Source organism: Streptomyces pseudovenezuelae, assembly GCF_001513955.1.
Lineage (GTDB): Bacteria > Actinomycetota > Actinomycetes > Streptomycetales > Streptomycetaceae > Streptomyces > Streptomyces pseudovenezuelae.
Genome location: NZ_KQ948144.1, coordinates 1,406,784 through 1,423,194, shown reverse-complemented (window position 1 = coordinate 1,423,194; position 16,411 = coordinate 1,406,784). Strand labels below are relative to the sequence as shown.

Below are 16,411 nucleotides of genomic sequence, written 5' to 3'. Positions count from 1 at the left end.
TGCACCGTTCAGCCCCGCGGCGCCCCCGCCGATCACCACCGCGTCGACGGTCCCCTCGGGCAGTGCGTCGCTCGCGTACGGAGGAGTCGCCACAGCCATGGCCTCCTGCCTTTCCTTGTCAGTCATGGTTCGGTCAGCCCTTCGAGATCTGGGTGGTTGCAGGGGGTCAGCTGTTCAGAAAGCCGAGGATGTGGTCGGCGACCGGCTTGGGCTGTTGTGGAGAGTCCGGCCCCGGTTCGGTCGGGACGTTCGCGATGTACGGATCCGCGGTCTCCGCCTTGCAGACCGGTGAGCCCAGGACCGTTGTGTACTGAACAGTCGGAAACCTAGGCGGTTCTGTACCGGGTTGTCAAATACGACGGGTCGGCTTTACCTTCGATGCATGGCCAGACCACGAAGCTTCGACCCCGACCACGTCCTCCACGCCGCCGAGCGGCAGTTCCGCACCTCCGGCTACAACGGCACGAGCGTCGACGACATCAGTGCCGCCACCGGCCTGGGCCGCGGCAGCCTCTACGCCGCGTTCGACGGCAAGCACGGCGTGCTGCTGCAGGCGATGGCCGGGTACTTCGCCCGGCTGGCGCAGGGCCCGCGGACGATGCTCGACGGACCGGACGAGGGCGCCCTGGATCGGCTGCACGCGTACCTGCTCCGCGCCGTCCACGGGGTGCCACTCGCCGCCGACGTACCCCCCGCCCCCGACCGGACGGCCGCAGCCTGCTTCGCCGCCAAGATGGCCCTGGAGATCGGCGCCTCCGACCCCGAGGTGCAACGCCTGGCCAACGACTGCTTCTCCGTGGTCCGCACGGCGGTGGCCGAGTGTGTGCGAGCGGCCCAGCGCAACGGCGACATCGACCCCGACGCGGATCCCGACGACCTCGCGTACCTCCTGCTGACCGTCATCCGCGGGACCGATGTCGTAGGCGCGTACGGCCACGGCCCCGACCGCCTGACCTCGATCGCGGAGAGCGCATTCGCCTTGCTGCCTCGCCCGCGCCACCCCTGAGCAGGGGCACGACGCTCGGCGCGGAGCGCCCGCAACTGCCGGAGTGGCGCGCACGGGTGGTGAGTTCAGGGACGCTCCGAGCTCCAGGACGCGCGCCCCGCGCACACTCTTTCGCACGCACCCCGTGTGAACTCTTCGCACACGCCGGTGTCACGCACGCGCTCCCCGCGCACATGGTTGCGCAGTCAACTGGGAGCAGCCCCGCACAGGATGACGGCTCCTGCGCGGTACGGGCCGCCGGTCTTTCATCCCCGCCCTCGACCGGCGGCCCCGGCCCGCTGTCCGGAAACTGTTCACAGAAATGCAACACCCGTTCCCAATATGCGGACGATTGCCGTCGTGACCTCGACAAACGGGACAGTGGACTGTCACTCTCCCGCCATGCACCCTGCCCCTCGCGCCCTGCGCCGCGCCGCCGCCGCGGCATCCATAGCCCTGCTCGCCACCGCCGTCGGCTGTGCTCCGCAGCCGGAGGACGACGCGAACGCCAAGGCCTCGGGGTCGACCGGAACCACCTGCGCCAAGGGCCAGTTGGCCACCAAGACCTCCGGCAAGCTGACCGTCGCGACCGACGAGCCCGCGTACGAGCCGTGGTTCAAGGACGACAAGCCCGCGAACGGCAAGGGCTTCGAGTCGGCCGTCGCCTACGCCGTGGCGAAGCAGCTCGGCTACGACAAGAGCGCCGTCGTCTGGCAGAGCGTCCCCTTCAACAAGGCCTTCGCGCCCGGGGAGAAGACCTTCGACTTCGACATCAACCAGGTGTCGATCAGCGCCGAGCGCAAGAAGGCCGTGGACTTCTCGTCCGGCTACTACGACGTGCGCCAGGCCGTCGTCGCGCTCAAGGGCAGCAAGGCCGCCAAGGCGAAGAGCATCGCGGACCTCAAGGGCCTCAAGCTGGGCGCCCAGGTCGGCACCACGAGCCTGAACTACATCGAGGACGTGGTGAAGCCGACCGAGGAGGCCGCCGCCTACGCCAAGAACGACCAGGCGAAGTCCGCGCTCCAGAACGGTCAGGTGGACGCCATCGTCGTCGACCTGCCGACCGCCTTCTACATCACCGCGGCCGAGGTGACGGACGGCACGATCGTCGGGCAGTTCGAGAACAAGGGCGGTACGCCGGAGCAGTTCGGGCTCGTGCTCGACAAGGGCAGCGCCCTCACCTCCTGCGTGACCGGCGCCGTGGACGCCCTGCGCAAGGACGGCACGCTCGCCGAGCTGGAGCAGGAGTGGCTGTCGGACGCCGTCGACGCACCGGTGCTCAAGTGACGCTCACGAAGGACGAGGCGGGCCAGGAGGACACGGGCGACTCCTACACGCCCTCGCAGCGCCGGATCGAGCGGGAGCGCCTCAAGCGCACCCGCGCCCGCCGCGCGACGGCGATCGCCGCGGTCTCGACCCTGGTCACCGCCGTCGTCCTCTACCTGGTCGTCGTCAGCGCGCCCGGCTGGCCGCGCACCAAGGAGACGTTCTTCAGCGGGCAGTACGCGCGCGAGGCGTTCCCGAAGGTCCTCGAAGGGCTGTGGCTGAACGTCCGGCTGCTGCTGGTCTGCGGAGTCGCCGTGCTGGTGCTCGGCATGCTGATCGCCATCGCCCGCACGCTGCGCGGCCCGGTGTTCTTCCCGCTGCGTTTCCTGGCCGCCGCCTACACGGACTTCTTCCGCGGCCTTCCGCTCATCATCAACCTCATGATCGTCGTCCTGGGCGTCCCGGCCCTGCGCCTCCAGGGCGTGACGGTCGACCCGGTGCTGCTGGGCGGCACGGCCCTCACGCTGACGTACTCGGCGTACGTGGCCGAGGTGTTCCGCGCCGGCATCGAGTCCGTGCACCCCTCGCAGCGCGCCGCGGCCCGTTCGCTCGGGCTGTCCAACCGGCAGGCGCTGCGGTACGTGGTGCTGCCGCAGGCGGTGCGCCGCCAGGTGCCGCCCCTGCTGAACGACCTGGTATCCCTCCAGAAGGACACCGGTCTGGTGTCGATCGGGGGCGCGATCGACGCGGTGCGGGCCGCCGACATCATCGTCGGCCGGAGCCTCAACTACACGCCGTATATCGTCGCGGGCCTGGTGTTCGTGGCGCTGACCATCCCGATGACCCGCTTCACGGACTGGGTGACGGCGCGGATGGACCGTCAGCGGGCCCAGGGAGGAATCGCATGAGCGACGCAGACGGACCGGTGCTGCGGATGGAGTCGGTCCGCAAGACCTTCGGGGACTCGGTCGTGCTGCGGGACGTCGACCTGGAGGTCGCCCCGCACACGGTGACCGCGCTGATCGGGGCCTCAGGCTCCGGCAAGTCGACCCTGTTGCGCTGCGCCAACCTCCTGGAGGAGATCGACGACGGCGCCATCTGGCTGGACGGCGAGGAGATCACCGATCCGCGTGCCGACCAGGACGCGATACGGCGCCGTATCGGCGTGGTCTTCCAGGCGTACAACCTCTTCCCGCACATGACGGTGCTGGAGAACATCACGCTGGCCCCGCGCCGGGTGCACGGAGTGGCCCATGCGGAGGCCGAGGAGCACGCCCGCGAGCTCCTGGAGCGGCTCGGGCTGGACGGGAAGGCCGGCGAGTACCCCGACCGGCTCAGCGGCGGTCAGCAGCAGCGGGTGGCCATCGTCCGGGCCCTGGCCGTGCGTCCCCGCCTGCTGCTGCTCGACGAGATCACCGCGGCCCTCGACCCCGAGCTTGTGGGCGAGGTCCTGAACGTCGTGCGCGACCTGAAGGCCGACGGGATGACCATGATGCTGGCCACGCACGAGATGGGCTTCGCGCGCGAGGTCGCCGACCAGGTCTGTTTCCTGGACGCGGGTGTGGTCCTGGAGCGCGGAACCGCCGAACAGATCTTCGGCGACCCGCAGCAGGAGCGCACGCAGCGCTTCCTGAAGCGGATCGTGGAGGCGGGACGGCTGTAAGGACCGCCCACTATGGCGAGCGGTCCTTACTCGCCTACGCCTGCGCCTGGGCCGGCCCCGCCAGCGCCGCGACCCGCTCCACGCCGAACACGTATCCCTGCACACCGCAGCCCGCGATGACCCCGTCCGCGCGCAACGAGACGTAGGAGTGGTGCCGGAAGGACTCGCGCCGGTGGATGTTGGAGATGTGCACCTCCAGCACAGGCAGCCCGTCACAGGTGTTGAGCGCGTCCAGGATCGCGACCGAGGTGTGCGAGTAGGCACCGGGGTTGATGACGATCCCGCAGTGGTTCAGCCGCGCCTCGTGGATCCAGTCGACCAGCTCGCCCTCGTGGTTGGACTGCCGGAAGTCCACCGTCCCGCCGTGCGCGGCCGCCGCCTCGGCGCACAGGGCCTCGACATCGGCGAGGGTGTCCTTGCCGTAGATCTCCGGCTGCCGCTGACCCAGCAGGTTCAGGTTGGGACCGTTGAGGATCATGATCGGGGCGTTGGCGAGGGTGCGGGGCACGGTTCCTCCGGTCGGTGAAGACGGGCTGCTCGGACCCGGTCTATCACGGTGCACCGGGCGCGGTGCGGGCCCCTGCCCTCCGGACCTGACGACGATCCCGTACCCGCCCGAGCCCGTGCCCGTGTCCGTGTCCGTGCCCGTGGCGGCGGTGACGGCGGAGCCCGCCACGGATTCGCTACGGGTTGATCGCCAGCTCCAGGTAGGCCGCGAACACCACCAGGTGGACGCCGCCCTGAAGCGGTGTGGCCCGGCCGGGCACCACCGTCAGGGAGCTCACCACCACCGTCAGGGCCAGCAGCACCATGTGGGTGGAGCCGAGGCCGAGGACGAGCGGGCCGGAGAGCCAGAGGGATGCCAGGGCGACCGCGGGGATGGTCAGGCCGATACTGGCCATGGCCGAGCCGAGAGCCAGGTTGAGGCTGGTCTGCACACGGTCGCGGCGCGCGGAGCGCAGGGCGGCGATGGTCTCGGGGAGCAGCACCAGCAGGGCGATGATCACACCGACGACGGCTTGCGGAAGACCGGCCTTGGCCACCCCGGACTCGATGGTCGGCGAGACCCCCTTGGCCAGGCCGACCACCCCGATGAGTGCCAGGCCCAGCAGGCCCAGGCTGATCAGCGCGGCGCGGGCGCTGGGGGCGTGCGCGTGGTCGTCGACGGTGATGACCTCGCCCTGGCGGGTGATCGGGAGGAAGTAGTCGCGGTGCCGGACGGTCTGGGTCGCCACGAACAGGCCGTACAGGATCAGCGAGGACACCGCGGCGAAGGTCAGCTGGGTGGTGGAGAACTCCGGACCCGGCTTGCTCGTGGTGAACGTCGGCAGCACCAGACTCAGCGTGGCCAGGGTGGCGACCGTGGCGAGGGCGGCGCCGGTGCCCTCGGGATTGAAGACCGCGGTGCCGTGGCGCAGTGAGGCCACGAGGAGGCTGATGCCGACGATGCCGTTGCAGGTGATCATCACGGCCGCGAAGACCGTGTCCCTGGCCAGGGTCGAGCTCTTGTCGCCGCCGTCCGCCATCAGGGTGACGATCAGGGCCACCTCGATGATGGTGACGGCGACGGCGAGGACGAGCGAGCCGAACGGTTCGCCGACCCGGTGGGCGACCACCTCGGCGTGGTGCACGGCGGCCAGCACGGCCCCGGCGAGCACCAGGGTCACGAGCACGACGACCGCCGCGGGCAGATCGCGGCCCCAGGTGAACACCAGCAGGACGACCGCGAGCACCGGCACGACGGACGTCCAGCCCGTGGCGAGCGACCTGAGCCGAGCGATCATGCAGCGATCGTCGCAGAGGCGCGCGTACTCCGCCAGGGCTACTTGAGCTCGCGCGACTCCAGAACGTCGCAGTTGGTGTAGACGTGCTCGCCGAGGCTCAAGGCGCCCAGCTGCTCAGCGAGTTTGCTCGTCTCCGGGTCGTCGCTGTTGCGCATCGCCTCGTCGCACGACTCGAACTCGACCAACGCCAGATAGTGGTTCGGCTTGTCCCGGTCCTTGAGAAGCGTGCTGTGGGTCGGGCCGCCCGTCCGGCCCTCGTTACGCCGGCCCGCCTCTTCCAGCAGCTGCCGCATCTCTTCCAGGCGCTCGGTCTCGAAGCCGATGATCTGCACGAACTTCATGGGGTCTCCAGCCGGCCTGCGGCGCCCCCGGGGCGGGGAACGCGCTCTGGAACAAAACAAGCACCGGGAGCGGTACCCGGCAATTCGCCGCGCACCGCTCCCGGTGGTGGTTCTTCCTACGTCGGCCGTGGTCAGGCCTCGATGCTGTCCTTCGGAGCGCCTTCGCTCTCCGCCTGCGCCGCCTCGGCCGCCGCCTGCTTTTTGGAGGCCATGAGGCTGGTGACGGTGGTGACGATGAGGACCGAGCAGATCACGCCGAGCGAGACCGGAATGCTGATCTCGGGGACGTGGACCCCGGACTCGTGCAGGGCGTGCAGGACCAGCTTGACGCCGATGAAGCCCAGGATGATCGACAGGCCGTAGCTGAGGTGGACCAGCTTCTTCAGCAGGCCGCCGATGAGGAAGTACAGCTGCCTCAGCCCCATCAGGGCGAACGCGTTGGCCGTGAAGACGATGTACGGGTCCTGGGTCAGACCGAAGATCGCGGGGATCGAGTCGAGCGCGAAGAGCACGTCGGTGGAGCCGATGGCGAGCATCACGACGAGCATCGGGGTCATGACCCGCTTGCCGTTCTCCACGATCCACAGCTTGGTGCCGTGGTAGCGGTCGGCCACGCCGAACCTGCGCTCGGCGGCCTTGAGCAGCTTGTTCTCCTCGAACTCCTCGTCCTCCTCGTCGGCCCGGGCCTCCTGGATCAGCTTCCAGGCGGTCCAGATGAGGAAGGCGCCGAAGATGTAGAACACCCAGGCGAAGCTGGCGATGATCGCGGCACCGGCGGCGATGAAGATCGCGCGCAGCACCAGGGCGATGAGGACACCCACGAGTAGCACCCGCTGCTGGTACTGCGAGGGCACCGCGAACTTCGCCATGATCAGGACGAAGACGAAGAGGTTGTCGACGCTCAGGGACTTCTCGGTGATGAAGCCCGCGAAGAACTCTCCGGAGGGCTCACCACCGGCGAAGACCATCAGGCCGAGGCCGAAGAGGCCGGCCAGGACGATCCAGACGACCGTCCAGATGCCCGCTTCCTTGATGGACACGTCGTGCGGCTTGCGGCCGATGAAGAAGTCGACCGCGATGAGGGCGGCGAGGCCCACGATCGTCAGGACCCACAGGGTCACGGAAACATCCACAGTTCCTCCGGCAATACGTAACGGCAAGTAACCAGCGTCGTCGCGCTGCCGGAGGTCTCTTCCACCCACGGTGGGCCGACGCCCCGGGATCAGGCCTGATCCGTATTGACGGGTACGCCGCGGTCGACAGGGAGTACTCCCCTCCGTGCAACCAACCGTACCCCAATCACCAAGGAAAGGTAAAGCGATTGGCAAAAGAAGGGTCAAAATCCCTGGTGGTAGAGCCTTTACGTGTACTTGGTGCGAGCCTCCGCGACCTGGTTCAGGACCTGCGGCAGCACCTCGCTGCCGGGCGGCACGAGTGCCGGCTCGTAGGTCCAGGCGTGCCCGACCCAGGGGTCGGCCAGGTGGTCGTCGGGCACCGGTGTCAGCCGCATGAGCGAGCGCCACAGGGGGTCCAGGAGGGGGCCGTAGCCCGAGGCGTCCTCACGGTCCGCGACCATCATCAGATGGACGCCGACGGACGGCCCCTCGTCCGCCAGGTAGCGCAGCTGGGTCACGGCCCGGTCGTCGAAGCCGTGCGGGAAGTCGTTGACGATCAGGAGCTGTTCGGAGGTGTCGAGGCCGGGCGGGAGGGAGTCGGCCGCGCCGCCGCGCACCGCCATCTGCACGAGGTCGACGCGCTGGGTGAGGCGGGCCAGGACGTCCGCCACACCGGCGGCGCCGACGGCGGGCGGGGCAGCGAGCACACCGCTCCACACGAGCGGGGCCAGTGACTGCGCCCCCGAGCCGGCCGGGTCGATGACATGCAGGGTGTAGTCACCGGCCGGGTGGACGGCGACGAGGCGGGCCGCCAGTGCCACGGCCGTTTCCATGGCGAGGCGGTGCAGTTCGTGGGAGTCGAGGAACGACCCGTCGAGCGATCCGGCGGCCCCGCTGTCGATCCACAGGCCGCGCTCCAGCGGGAGCCGGATCAGCATCGGGATGCGCAACTCGGGGCACTCGGGCAGATGCAGGTCCCCCAGGCGCACGGCCATCGGCACCTCGAACGGCACCCGGTAGCCGTGCCAGACGGGGTTGTCCCAGCGGGCGTACGCCGCCGGCAGGGCGGGTTCGACCACCTCGGACTCGGCCCTGAGCTGGTCGAGATCACGGTCGTAGGCCGCGCGGGCCTGTTCGACGAGCTGGTCGTGCTTGGCGCGGGCCGCCTCCCGAGCGGCGTCGCCCTGCCCACCGATCCGATGGCGCGGGTCCGCTAGAGCCGCGTCCAGCTCCTTCTCCATGCGGGAGTCGGCGAAGTCGACGGCACTGCGGTAGGCGGCCGTGGACCGGGCCAGGTCCTCGAACATGCCCCACACCTGGTTGTAGAGCCGCTCCTCCATGGACCAGCCGGTGGCGTCCCCGGCGACGGGCCGCGCGGGCTGACCCGGCGGGGCGGGAGGCGCGGCGGGCGGGGGCGGCGGCGGGGCGGTGTTCTGCCGCCGGGGGTGGCTGTAGTCGATCGGGCCGCCGGTGGTGGGCGGCTGGGCGGCGCTGTCCGCGGGACCCGAGCCGTGTCCGGGCTGCGGCATGCCCGCGGCCGGCGTGCTCTGCGTGCCGTAGGGAGAGGCGGGCTGCGGCGGTACGGCACCGGGGGCGCCCTGGGTCGCGGACGATCCCTGGTCCGCGCCCGGCGCCGGTGTGGTCGTCTGCCGGGGACGGTCGCCGTCCGCCGTGAGCGGCGGTGGCATCGGCACCGCGCGGGCCATGCCCCGGGCCACCGCCTCGTGGATGTCGTGGGCGAGCTGCTGGGCCTGGGGAAGGCCCTGGTCGGTGAGGAGTTCGGCGAGGCCGCCCGCGTAGCCCTGCCCCACGGCGCGTACCTTCCAGGCGCCCTGGCGGCGGTAGAGCTCCAGGGCGACGACCGCCGTCTCGGCGTCCAGTCCGGTGATCGTGTAGCCGGCGAGCTCGGTGCCGTCGAGGCCGGTGACCGCGACGAACGGGGCGGCGACGGCGCCGAAGCGCACGGGGCCGCCCGACGCGGGCAGCGCGAGCAGCACATGGACCCGGTGGACGGCCTCGGGCACCGCGCCCAGATCGACGGCGAGGCGGTGGTCGGCGGCCGCCTGCCGGGAGACCTCCAGACCCGGCAGGGTGGGCGCGCCCGGGTGGACGACCCACTCGACGCCGTGCACCTGGCCGTGCTCGTCGCCGAGCGTGGCTGCGGCCACGATCGGCGTGCCGGCCGCGATCCGGATCTCGAGTCGGGCCTGGGAGAGCGGGTGGTTCTGCCCCCGCACCAGCTCGGCCGTCATCGCCTTCTCCCCCCGTGTGGTGGTGTCGGTCGGTGCCGCTCGGCGGGCCGGTTACAGATGCGGCAGGATCGCCGGCATCAGGTCCTGGAAAGTACGGCCGTTGGCCGGGGTGCCGAGGGCCGTCATCGTCCAGCCCGCACCCGTGCGGTGCACCTTCGCCATGATCTGGGCGGTGTAGGCGCCGCCGCCGGCGAGCGTGTAGCGGGCGAGCTCGTCGCCGTTGGTCTCGTCGACCAGGCGGCAGAAGGCGTTCTGCACTTCCTGGAAGGTCTGGCCCGTGAAGGAGTTCACGGTGAAGACGATCTGGTCGATGTGGACGGGGACACGGGAGAGGTCGACGAGGATCGACTCGTCGTCCCCGCCCTGGCCGACGCCGCCGACGAGGTTGTCACCGGTGTGCTTGACCGAACCGTCGTCGCTCACCAGGTGGCGGAAGAAGACGACGTCGACGGGCTGCTTGTCCGCGAACAGGACGGCGGAGGCGTCGAGGTCGACCTCCCGCGTGCGCGAGCCGAACAGGCCGCGCCGCGGAGCGGCCTGCCAGCCGAGGCCCATGCGCACCGCGGTCAGGCTGCCTCCGTCGTTCTTCTGCAGACTGATGGCCTGACCCTTGGTCATGTTGACGGTCACGCGCCGAACCCCTCTCGCTGCTGTCCCCTGTTGCCGCGGTCCCCGCGGTTGTCAGAACCCTACGCAGGGCCACTGACGGTGACGCACCCCGCAGCGCACTTTGTGTCGGTCTTGCAACACAGCGCGATGCGGGTCAGGCCAGGCCCGCCTCCTTCATCTGCCGGAGTTCCTTCTTCATCTCGGAGACCTCGTCGCGCAGCCGGGCCGCGATCTCGAACTGGAGGTCGGCCGCGGCGGCACGCATGCGTGCCGTCATCTCCTCGATCTGCTCGGCGAGATCGGCCGCCGGGCGGTCGGTCGGGACGGTCTCCTTGGTCTTGCCCCTGGCCGCCTTGGTGCCCGCCGCCTTGCCGCCGAGGGCGGGCACGGGAGCCTTGGCCGCCTTGCCGTCCTTGCCCTTGCGGTAACCGGAGCCGAGCAACTGCTCGGTGTCCACGTCCTCGCGGGCGATCTGCGCGACGATGTCGTTGATCTTCTTGCGCAGCGGCTGGGGGTCGATGCCCCGCTCCTTGTTGTACGCGACCTGCTTCTCCCGGCGGCGGTTCGTCTCCTCGATGGCCTTCTCCATCGCCGGGGTCATCTTGTCGGCGTACATGTGGACCTGGCCGGAGACATTGCGCGCGGCGCGGCCGATGGTCTGGATCAGGGAAGTGCCGGAGCGCAGGAAGCCCTCCTTGTCGGCGTCGAGGATGGCCACCAGGGACACCTCGGGCAGGTCGAGGCCCTCCCGCAGCAGGTTGATGCCGACGAGGACGTCGTACTCGCCGGCGCGCAGCTCGCGCAGCAGCTCCACGCGGCGCAGGGTGTCGACGTCGCTGTGCAGATAGCGGACCTGGATGCCGAGCTCCAGGAAGTAGTCGGTGAGGTCCTCGGCCATCTTCTTGGTGAGCGTGGTGACCAGGACACGCTCGTCCTTCTCGGTGCGGGTGCGGATCTCGTGCACCAGGTCGTCGATCTGGCCCTCGGTGGGCTTGACCACGACCTCGGGGTCGACCAGGCCGGTGGGGCGGATGATCTGCTCGACGACGCCGTCCCCGCGCGAGAGCTCGTACTTGCCGGGGGTCGCCGACAGGTAGACGGTCTGGCCGATGCGCTCCGTGAACTCCTCCCACTTCAGGGGGCGGTTGTCCAGGGCCGACGGGAGGCGGAAGCCGTGGTCGACGAGGGTGCGCTTGCGGGAGGCGTCGCCCTCGTACATCGCGCCGATCTGGGGGACGGTCACGTGCGACTCGTCGATGACGAGCAGGAAGTCGTCCGGGAAGTAGTCCAGCAGGGTGTTCGGCGGGGAGCCGGGCAGGCGGCCGTCGAAGTGCATCGAGTAGTTCTCCACGCCGGAGCAGGAGCCGATCTGACGGAGCATCTCCAGGTCGTAGGTGGTGCGCATCCTCAGGCGCTGGGCCTCCAGGAGCTTGCCCTGCTTCTCCAGTTCGGCCAGGCGCTCCCCGAGCTCCTTCTCGATGTCGTTGACGGCCCGCTCCATGCGCTCGGGCCCTGCGACGTAGTGGGAGGCCGGGAAGACGTACAGGTGCTCGTCATCGCTGATGATCTCGCCGGTCAGCGGGTGGAGCGTCGAAAGGGCCTCGATCTCGTCGCCGAACATCTCGATGCGGACGGCGAGCTCCTCGTAGACCGGGAAGATCTCGATGGTGTCGCCGCGGACCCGGAAGGTGCCCCGGCTGAAGGCCAGGTCGTTGCGGGTGTACTGGATGTCCACGAAGCGGCGCAGGAGCTGGTCGCGGTCGATCTCGTCACCGACCCTGAGCGGGACCATGCGGTCCACGTACTCCTGGGGCGTACCGAGGCCGTAGATGCAGGAGACGGAGGCGACCACGACGACGTCGCGGCGGGTGAGCAGCGAGTTGGTCGCGGAGTGGCGCAGGCGCTCGACCTCCTCGTTGATCGAGGAGTCCTTCTCGATGTAGGTGTCCGACTGGGGGACGTAGGCCTCGGGCTGGTAGTAGTCGTAGTACGAGACGAAGTACTCGACGGCGTTGTTCGGCAGCAGCTCGCGGAACTCGTTCGCCAGCTGGGCGGCCAGCGTCTTGTTCGGGGCCATCACCAGGGTGGGGCGCTGGAGCTTCTCGATCATCCACGCGGTGGTGGCGGACTTTCCGGTGCCGGTCGCGCCGAGCAGGACGACGTCCTTCTCACCTGCCTCGATGCGCTTGGCCAGCTCGGCGATCGCCGCCGGCTGGTCGCCGCTGGGCTGGTAGGAGCTGACGACCTCGAAAGGCGCCACCGTACGTTCGATGTGGGAAACGGGCCGCATGGAGTCCACCGTACGACCCCCCACTGACAACGCGGTCCGATCAGGGGTTCCGGGAGGCCCGGGGGCCCGGTGGGTCAGCGGTTCTGGGGGGTGCGGGACTCGCGGTGGGTCACGTTCCGGTGGGTGCGGAGCGAAGGCCGGCGGTCGGCCGGGTGGTGGACGAGCTCGCGGGCGGGGATGCCGGGCTTGTTCTCGGCGGGCGACCAGACGGGCTTGCCCATGACCATCAGCGGATCGAACATCACGACGACGCCCGCGAGCAGCAGGAACGCCAGCGGGCCGATCATCATCGGCGCGAGCAGGGAGGCGGGCGAGTCACCGGCGACGGGGGCGGACGAGCCGTGCAGATGGACGCTGAGGGCCGCCATCCCGGTGTAGTGCATGCCCGTGACGGCGAGGCCCATGATCAGGCTCGCGCCCACGCTCCACAGGAATCCCCTGACCTGCCCGGCGGCCCACAGCGCGGCGGTGGCGGCGACGACGGCTATGACCACGGAGATGGTGACGGTGACGGTGTTGTACTCCAGCTGACCGTTCAGGCGCATGCCGGCCATGCCCAGGTAGTGCATCGAGGCGATGCCCAGGCCGGTGACGGCACCTCCGGTCATCAGGGCCGTCCCGGTCGCACCCCGGTAGCCGACGATGAAGACCCCGATGCCCACCATGACGATGGCGACGCCCAGGCTCGCGAAGGTCATGGACCTGTCGTAGTGGATCGGTGTCTGCGCGACCTTGAACCCCATCATCGCGACGAAGTGCATGGTCCAGATGCCGGAGCCGATCGCCGCCGAGCCGAGCGCCAGCCAACCCGGTCGCCAGGACCGGCTGACGAGCATGGATCTGGTGGTGCACCGCAGGCCGAGGGCACCGCCGAGGCAGGCCATGAGGTAGGCCACCAGCGGTGTGACGAGTCCGTAGCTGAATCCGTCGACCGTGCCTTGCATGCGCGGCTGCCCTTCCGCCCTCTTACGTCCTGGAATTCCCTGAAATGCGCCCCTTCCCAGCACCGCCGGAGCGGTCAGGGTCGAGGCAGAGAGTATGACTGCCACCGGAATGGTCGAACGATTTTCCGGCAAAGAAACACGCCCTTGCCCCAGTTGTGCGGCACCGGTGAGCGGACTTGGGACACGCTCGTTCAGGTTGTGTCCATTGTGTACCCCGGTGCCGTTGACCCGGTGCTGTCACAGTTGTGCTGTACGTGATCGCTCGACGCGAGGAGTACGTGTGCACGCGCGTGCCGTGACCGCCCTGACCACCGGGCTCCTGGGAACCGCCGCCCTCCTGCTTCCCGCGACCGACGTCCGGGCCGTCGACGGCACGCCGCCCACGGTCATCGCCCACCGGGGCGGCTCCGCCTACGCGCCCGAGAACACCCTGGCCGCCGTCGACAAGGCCGCCCGGCTCGGTGCCGTCTGGGTCGAGAACGACGTCCAGCGCACCAGGGACGGCGAACTCGTCGTCCTCCACGACGACAGCCTCCGGCGCACGACGGACGTGGAGCGGGTCTTCCCCGGCCGGGCGCCCTGGAAGGTGAAGGACTTCACCGCCGCCGACATCGCGGGTCTGGACGCGGGCAGCTGGTTCGGTGCCGCCTACGCGGGCGCGCGCGTGCCGACGCTGAAGCAGTATGTGCGCCGCGTCGATCTTCACCGTCAGAAGCTGCTCCTCGAACTCAAGAACCCGGAGCTGTACCCGGGCATCGAGCGGGACGCCCTCAAGCTCCTCGGCAACGAGAGGTGGCTCGACGCGAGGCACCGGAACCGGCTGATCGTGCAGAGCTTCAGCGCGGCCAGTCTGCGGACCGTCCACGAGCTCAGACCCGGGGTGAAGACCGGCTTCCTCGGCACGCCGTCCGTCGCGGAGCTGCACGCGTACGCGGTCTTCGCCGATCAGATCAACCCGTCGTACACCTCCGTCTCCCGGGCCTACGTCTCGGCGGTCCATGCCTTCACCGGCCCGCACGACAAGCCGCTGGAGGTCTCCACCTGGACCGTCGACACCGCGGACACCGCGCGGAGGGTCGCCGGGTACGGCGTCGACGGCATCATCACGGACAAGCCGGACGTGGTGCGGGACGCGCTGCGCGAGTAGCGGGCCGTTCGCGCAGGTCACGGGGTGTTGTCAGTGGCGGCTCGTACGGTGGTCGCATGAACAGCCATGGGCAGGACGAGCAGCGGATCGTGTGGACCGTCGTCGGCACGGACATCGGCCCGCTGCTGCTGGCCGCGACCGACGAGGGTCTGGTCAACGTGGTCTTCCACGCCACCGACGCGGTCCGTGACAAGGCGTTGGAGCGGCTCGCGTCCCGCCTGGGCGCCGAGCCCGTCGAGGCGCCCGGTTCACCGCTTCTGGCCGAGGCGATACGCCAGGTCGAGGCCTACTTCGCGGGCGAGCGGCACGACTTCGAGCTGCCCCTGGACTGGTCGCTGATCTCCGGCTTCAACCGGCAGGTGCTGCGCGAGCTCGCGTCCGGCGTGCGGTTCGGACAGGTCGTCGGGTACGGCGATCTGGCCGGGCGGGTGGGCCAGCCGGGTGCCGCGCAGGCGGTGGGCACGGCCATGGGCTCCAATCCCCTGCCGGTCGTCGTGCCCTGCCACCGGGTCGTCGAGAGCGACGGCGGCATCGGCGGGTTCGGCGGCGGTCTGGAGACCAAGCGGAAGCTGCTCGCGCTGGAGGGCGTACTGCCCGAGCCGCTGTTCTGAGCCCGTCCCGTCCGACGCCCCGAGCGAATGTGTTCCGGGTCCGCGCGACGGCTGGCCGGAAGGCCGACGCGGTAGCAGACTCCGCCGTGCGCACATCCACTGGCATCCGAGGGCTCGGAGCCGAAGGGACGGCGATCGGACATGAGCGGAAACAGGGCAGTCGCGTATCTCAAGCCAGGCGCGGTGGAGGTCAGGACCGTCGACCACCCGACGCTTGAGCTCCAGGACGGACCGGGGGTGTCTCCCGAGGCGGTCGGCAGGAAGTGCCGGCACGGGGTCATCCTGAAGGTCCTCGCCACCAACATCTGCGGCAGCGACCAGCACATGGTGCGCGGACGGACGACCGCGCCCGAGGGACTGGTCCTCGGACACGAGATCACCGGCGAAGTCGTCGAACGCGGCCCGGACGTCGAGTTCGTGGACGTCGGCGACATCGTCTCCGTACCGTTCAACATCGCCTGCGGGCGGTGTCGCAACTGCAAGGAGGGCAAGACCGGTATCTGCCTGAACGTCAACGCGTCCCGCCCGGGGGCGGCCTACGGCTACGTCGACATGGGCGGCTGGGTCGGCGGCCAGGCCGAGTACGCCATGGTGCCCTACGCGGACTTCAATCTGCTGAGGTTCCCCGACCGGGACGAGGCCCGCGAGAAGCTGCTCGACCTGACCATGCTGTCGGACATCTTCCCGACCGGCTTCCACGGCGTGGTGAGTGCGGGCGCGGGCGTCGGTTCGACCGTGTACGTCGCCGGGGCGGGCCCGGTCGGCCTGGCGGCGGCCGCGTCTGCGCAGCTCCTCGGGGCAGCCGTGGTCATCGTCGGCGACCTCAACGCCGAGCGTCTCGCCCAGGCGCGGAGCTTCGGCTGCGAGACCGTCGACGTCTCGCAGGGCGGCGTGGAGGACCAGATCGCGCAGATCCTCGGGGAGCCCGAGGTGGACGCCGCCGTCGACGCGGTCGGCTTCGAGGCCCGCGCCCACGGCAGGGACGCCCCGGAGGCACCGGCGACGGTCCTCAACTCGCTGATGGGCCTCACCCGCGCGGGCGGCGCGCTGGGAATCCCCGGCCTGTACGTCACCGACGACCCCGGCGGGGTCGACGAGGACGCGAGGAGCGGAACGCTGAAGGTGCGGCTCGGACTCGGCTGGGCCAAGAGCCACCGCTTCATCACCGGACAGTGCCCGGTGATGAAGTACCACCGGAGCCTGATGATGGCCATCCTGCACGGCCGTGTGCACATCGCCAAGGCGGTCAACGCGACGGTCATCGGGCTGGAGGACGCACCGCGCGGCTACGCCGAGTTCGACCAGGGCGCCAGCCGCAAGTACGTGCTCGACCCGCACGGGGCGCTCAACGGCGTACGGCCGGTCTGACGTCACCCGCGAGCGGGCCCCACGCCACGCGTGCGT

At 70.0% G+C, this 16,411-nt stretch carries 15 protein-coding genes; 7 read left to right on the top strand and 8 right to left on the bottom strand.

What is annotated here, in order from left to right; genetic code table 11:
- Nucleotides 1-382 precede the first annotated feature (382 nt).
- The 4 genes from AQI94_RS06270 to AQI94_RS06255 all read left to right on the top strand — a co-directional run bounded on the left by AQI94_RS06270 (nucleotide 383) and on the right by AQI94_RS06255 (nucleotide 3,914).
- The gene (locus AQI94_RS06270) at nucleotides 383-1,006 is read left to right on the top strand and encodes a TetR/AcrR family transcriptional regulator (RefSeq protein ID WP_062229616.1); all 624 of its coding nucleotides are present in this window, start codon (nucleotides 383-385) and stop codon (nucleotides 1,004-1,006) included.
- 381 nt (nucleotides 1,007-1,387) lie between these two features.
- Nucleotides 1,388-2,272 carry an ABC transporter substrate-binding protein gene (locus AQI94_RS06265; protein WP_031050769.1) on the top strand — a complete coding sequence of 295 codons (885 nt, stop codon included), beginning with the start codon at nucleotides 1,388-1,390 and terminating at the stop codon, nucleotides 2,270-2,272.
- Nucleotides 2,269-3,159 carry an amino acid ABC transporter permease gene (locus tag AQI94_RS06260; protein WP_031050772.1) on the top strand — a complete coding sequence of 297 codons (891 nt, stop codon included), beginning with the start codon at nucleotides 2,269-2,271 and terminating at the stop codon, nucleotides 3,157-3,159. The genes AQI94_RS06265 and AQI94_RS06260 overlap by 4 nt, the downstream gene beginning before the upstream one ends.
- Entirely contained in the window at nucleotides 3,156-3,914 is a 759-nt protein-coding gene (locus AQI94_RS06255; RefSeq protein ID WP_031050774.1) for an amino acid ABC transporter ATP-binding protein, read from the top strand. The genes AQI94_RS06260 and AQI94_RS06255 overlap by 4 nt, the downstream gene beginning before the upstream one ends.
- Nucleotides 3,915-3,948: 34 nt before the next feature.
- Here AQI94_RS06255 and aroQ read toward each other — a convergent pair whose 3' ends face one another.
- The 8 genes from aroQ to AQI94_RS06215 form a co-directional block, all read right to left on the bottom strand.
- Nucleotides 3,949-4,422, bottom strand: a complete 474-nt coding sequence (gene aroQ, locus AQI94_RS06250; RefSeq protein ID WP_031050777.1) for a type II 3-dehydroquinate dehydratase — start codon at nucleotides 4,420-4,422, stop codon at nucleotides 3,949-3,951.
- A 175-nt stretch (nucleotides 4,423-4,597) separates the two neighbouring features.
- Nucleotides 4,598-5,698: a calcium:proton antiporter gene (locus tag AQI94_RS06245; protein ID WP_031050780.1), complete on the bottom strand. Its 1,101-nt coding sequence runs from the start codon at nucleotides 5,696-5,698 to the stop codon at nucleotides 4,598-4,600.
- A gap of 38 nt (nucleotides 5,699-5,736) precedes the next feature.
- Nucleotides 5,737-6,039: a hypothetical protein gene (locus AQI94_RS06240; RefSeq protein ID WP_031050783.1), complete on the bottom strand. Its 303-nt coding sequence runs from the start codon at nucleotides 6,037-6,039 to the stop codon at nucleotides 5,737-5,739.
- Between the two features lie 131 nt (nucleotides 6,040-6,170).
- A complete protein-coding gene (locus AQI94_RS06235) occupies nucleotides 6,171-7,172 on the bottom strand; it encodes a TerC/Alx family metal homeostasis membrane protein (RefSeq protein WP_031050785.1) in 1,002 nt (333 codons plus the stop codon).
- A gap of 227 nt (nucleotides 7,173-7,399) precedes the next feature.
- On the bottom strand, nucleotides 7,400-9,406 hold the full coding sequence (locus tag AQI94_RS06230) for a TerD family protein (protein WP_062229615.1): 2,007 nt from the start codon (nucleotides 9,404-9,406) through the stop codon (nucleotides 7,400-7,402).
- Between the two features lie 51 nt (nucleotides 9,407-9,457).
- Nucleotides 9,458-10,036 (bottom strand): TerD family protein, encoded by a 579-nt coding sequence (locus AQI94_RS06225; RefSeq protein WP_031049793.1) that lies wholly within the window; start codon nucleotides 10,034-10,036, stop codon nucleotides 9,458-9,460.
- A 133-nt stretch (nucleotides 10,037-10,169) separates the two neighbouring features.
- Complete coding sequence (gene uvrB / locus AQI94_RS06220; RefSeq protein ID WP_031049796.1) at nucleotides 10,170-12,305, bottom strand: excinuclease ABC subunit UvrB; 2,136 nt, start codon at nucleotides 12,303-12,305, stop codon at nucleotides 10,170-10,172.
- A gap of 74 nt (nucleotides 12,306-12,379) precedes the next feature.
- Entirely contained in the window at nucleotides 12,380-13,249 is an 870-nt protein-coding gene (locus tag AQI94_RS06215; protein WP_031049799.1) for an MHYT domain-containing protein, read from the bottom strand.
- Between the two features lie 280 nt (nucleotides 13,250-13,529).
- Between AQI94_RS06215 and AQI94_RS06210 the strand changes: the two genes are divergently transcribed.
- From AQI94_RS06210 to fdhA, 3 genes are all read left to right on the top strand, one after another.
- Complete coding sequence (locus tag AQI94_RS06210) at nucleotides 13,530-14,396, top strand: glycerophosphodiester phosphodiesterase (RefSeq protein WP_031049801.1); 867 nt, start codon at nucleotides 13,530-13,532, stop codon at nucleotides 14,394-14,396.
- 56 nt (nucleotides 14,397-14,452) lie between these two features.
- Nucleotides 14,453-15,007 (top strand): methylated-DNA--[protein]-cysteine S-methyltransferase, encoded by a 555-nt coding sequence (locus tag AQI94_RS06205; protein ID WP_031049804.1) that lies wholly within the window; start codon nucleotides 14,453-14,455, stop codon nucleotides 15,005-15,007.
- Between the two features lie 141 nt (nucleotides 15,008-15,148).
- Nucleotides 15,149-16,375: a formaldehyde dehydrogenase, glutathione-independent gene (gene fdhA, locus AQI94_RS06200; RefSeq protein WP_031049807.1), complete on the top strand. Its 1,227-nt coding sequence runs from the start codon at nucleotides 15,149-15,151 to the stop codon at nucleotides 16,373-16,375.
- The last annotated feature ends 36 nt before the right edge of the window (nucleotides 16,376-16,411 follow it).

Excerpts from the sequence above, each read along its gene's own strand:
- AQI94_RS06270 (WP_062229616.1), top strand. The coding sequence starts at position 383 with ATGGCCAGACCACGAAGCTTCGACCCCGACCACGTCCTCCACGCCGCC.
- AQI94_RS06265 (WP_031050769.1), top strand. The coding sequence starts at position 1,388 with ATGCACCCTGCCCCTCGCGCCCTGCGCCGCGCCGCCGCCGCGGCATCC.
- AQI94_RS06255 (WP_031050774.1), top strand. The coding sequence starts at position 3,156 with ATGAGCGACGCAGACGGACCGGTGCTGCGGATGGAGTCGGTCCGCAAG.
- AQI94_RS06245 (WP_031050780.1), bottom strand. The coding sequence starts at position 5,698 with ATGATCGCTCGGCTCAGGTCGCTCGCCACGGGCTGGACGTCCGTCGTG.
- AQI94_RS06240 (WP_031050783.1), bottom strand. The coding sequence starts at position 6,039 with ATGAAGTTCGTGCAGATCATCGGCTTCGAGACCGAGCGCCTGGAAGAG.
- AQI94_RS06230 (WP_062229615.1), bottom strand. The coding sequence starts at position 9,406 with ATGACGGCCGAGCTGGTGCGGGGGCAGAACCACCCGCTCTCCCAGGCC.
- uvrB (WP_031049796.1), bottom strand. The coding sequence starts at position 12,305 with ATGCGGCCCGTTTCCCACATCGAACGTACGGTGGCGCCTTTCGAGGTC.
- AQI94_RS06215 (WP_031049799.1), bottom strand. The coding sequence starts at position 13,249 with ATGCAAGGCACGGTCGACGGATTCAGCTACGGACTCGTCACACCGCTG.
- AQI94_RS06205 (WP_031049804.1), top strand. The coding sequence starts at position 14,453 with ATGAACAGCCATGGGCAGGACGAGCAGCGGATCGTGTGGACCGTCGTC.
- fdhA (WP_031049807.1), top strand. The coding sequence starts at position 15,149 with ATGAGCGGAAACAGGGCAGTCGCGTATCTCAAGCCAGGCGCGGTGGAG.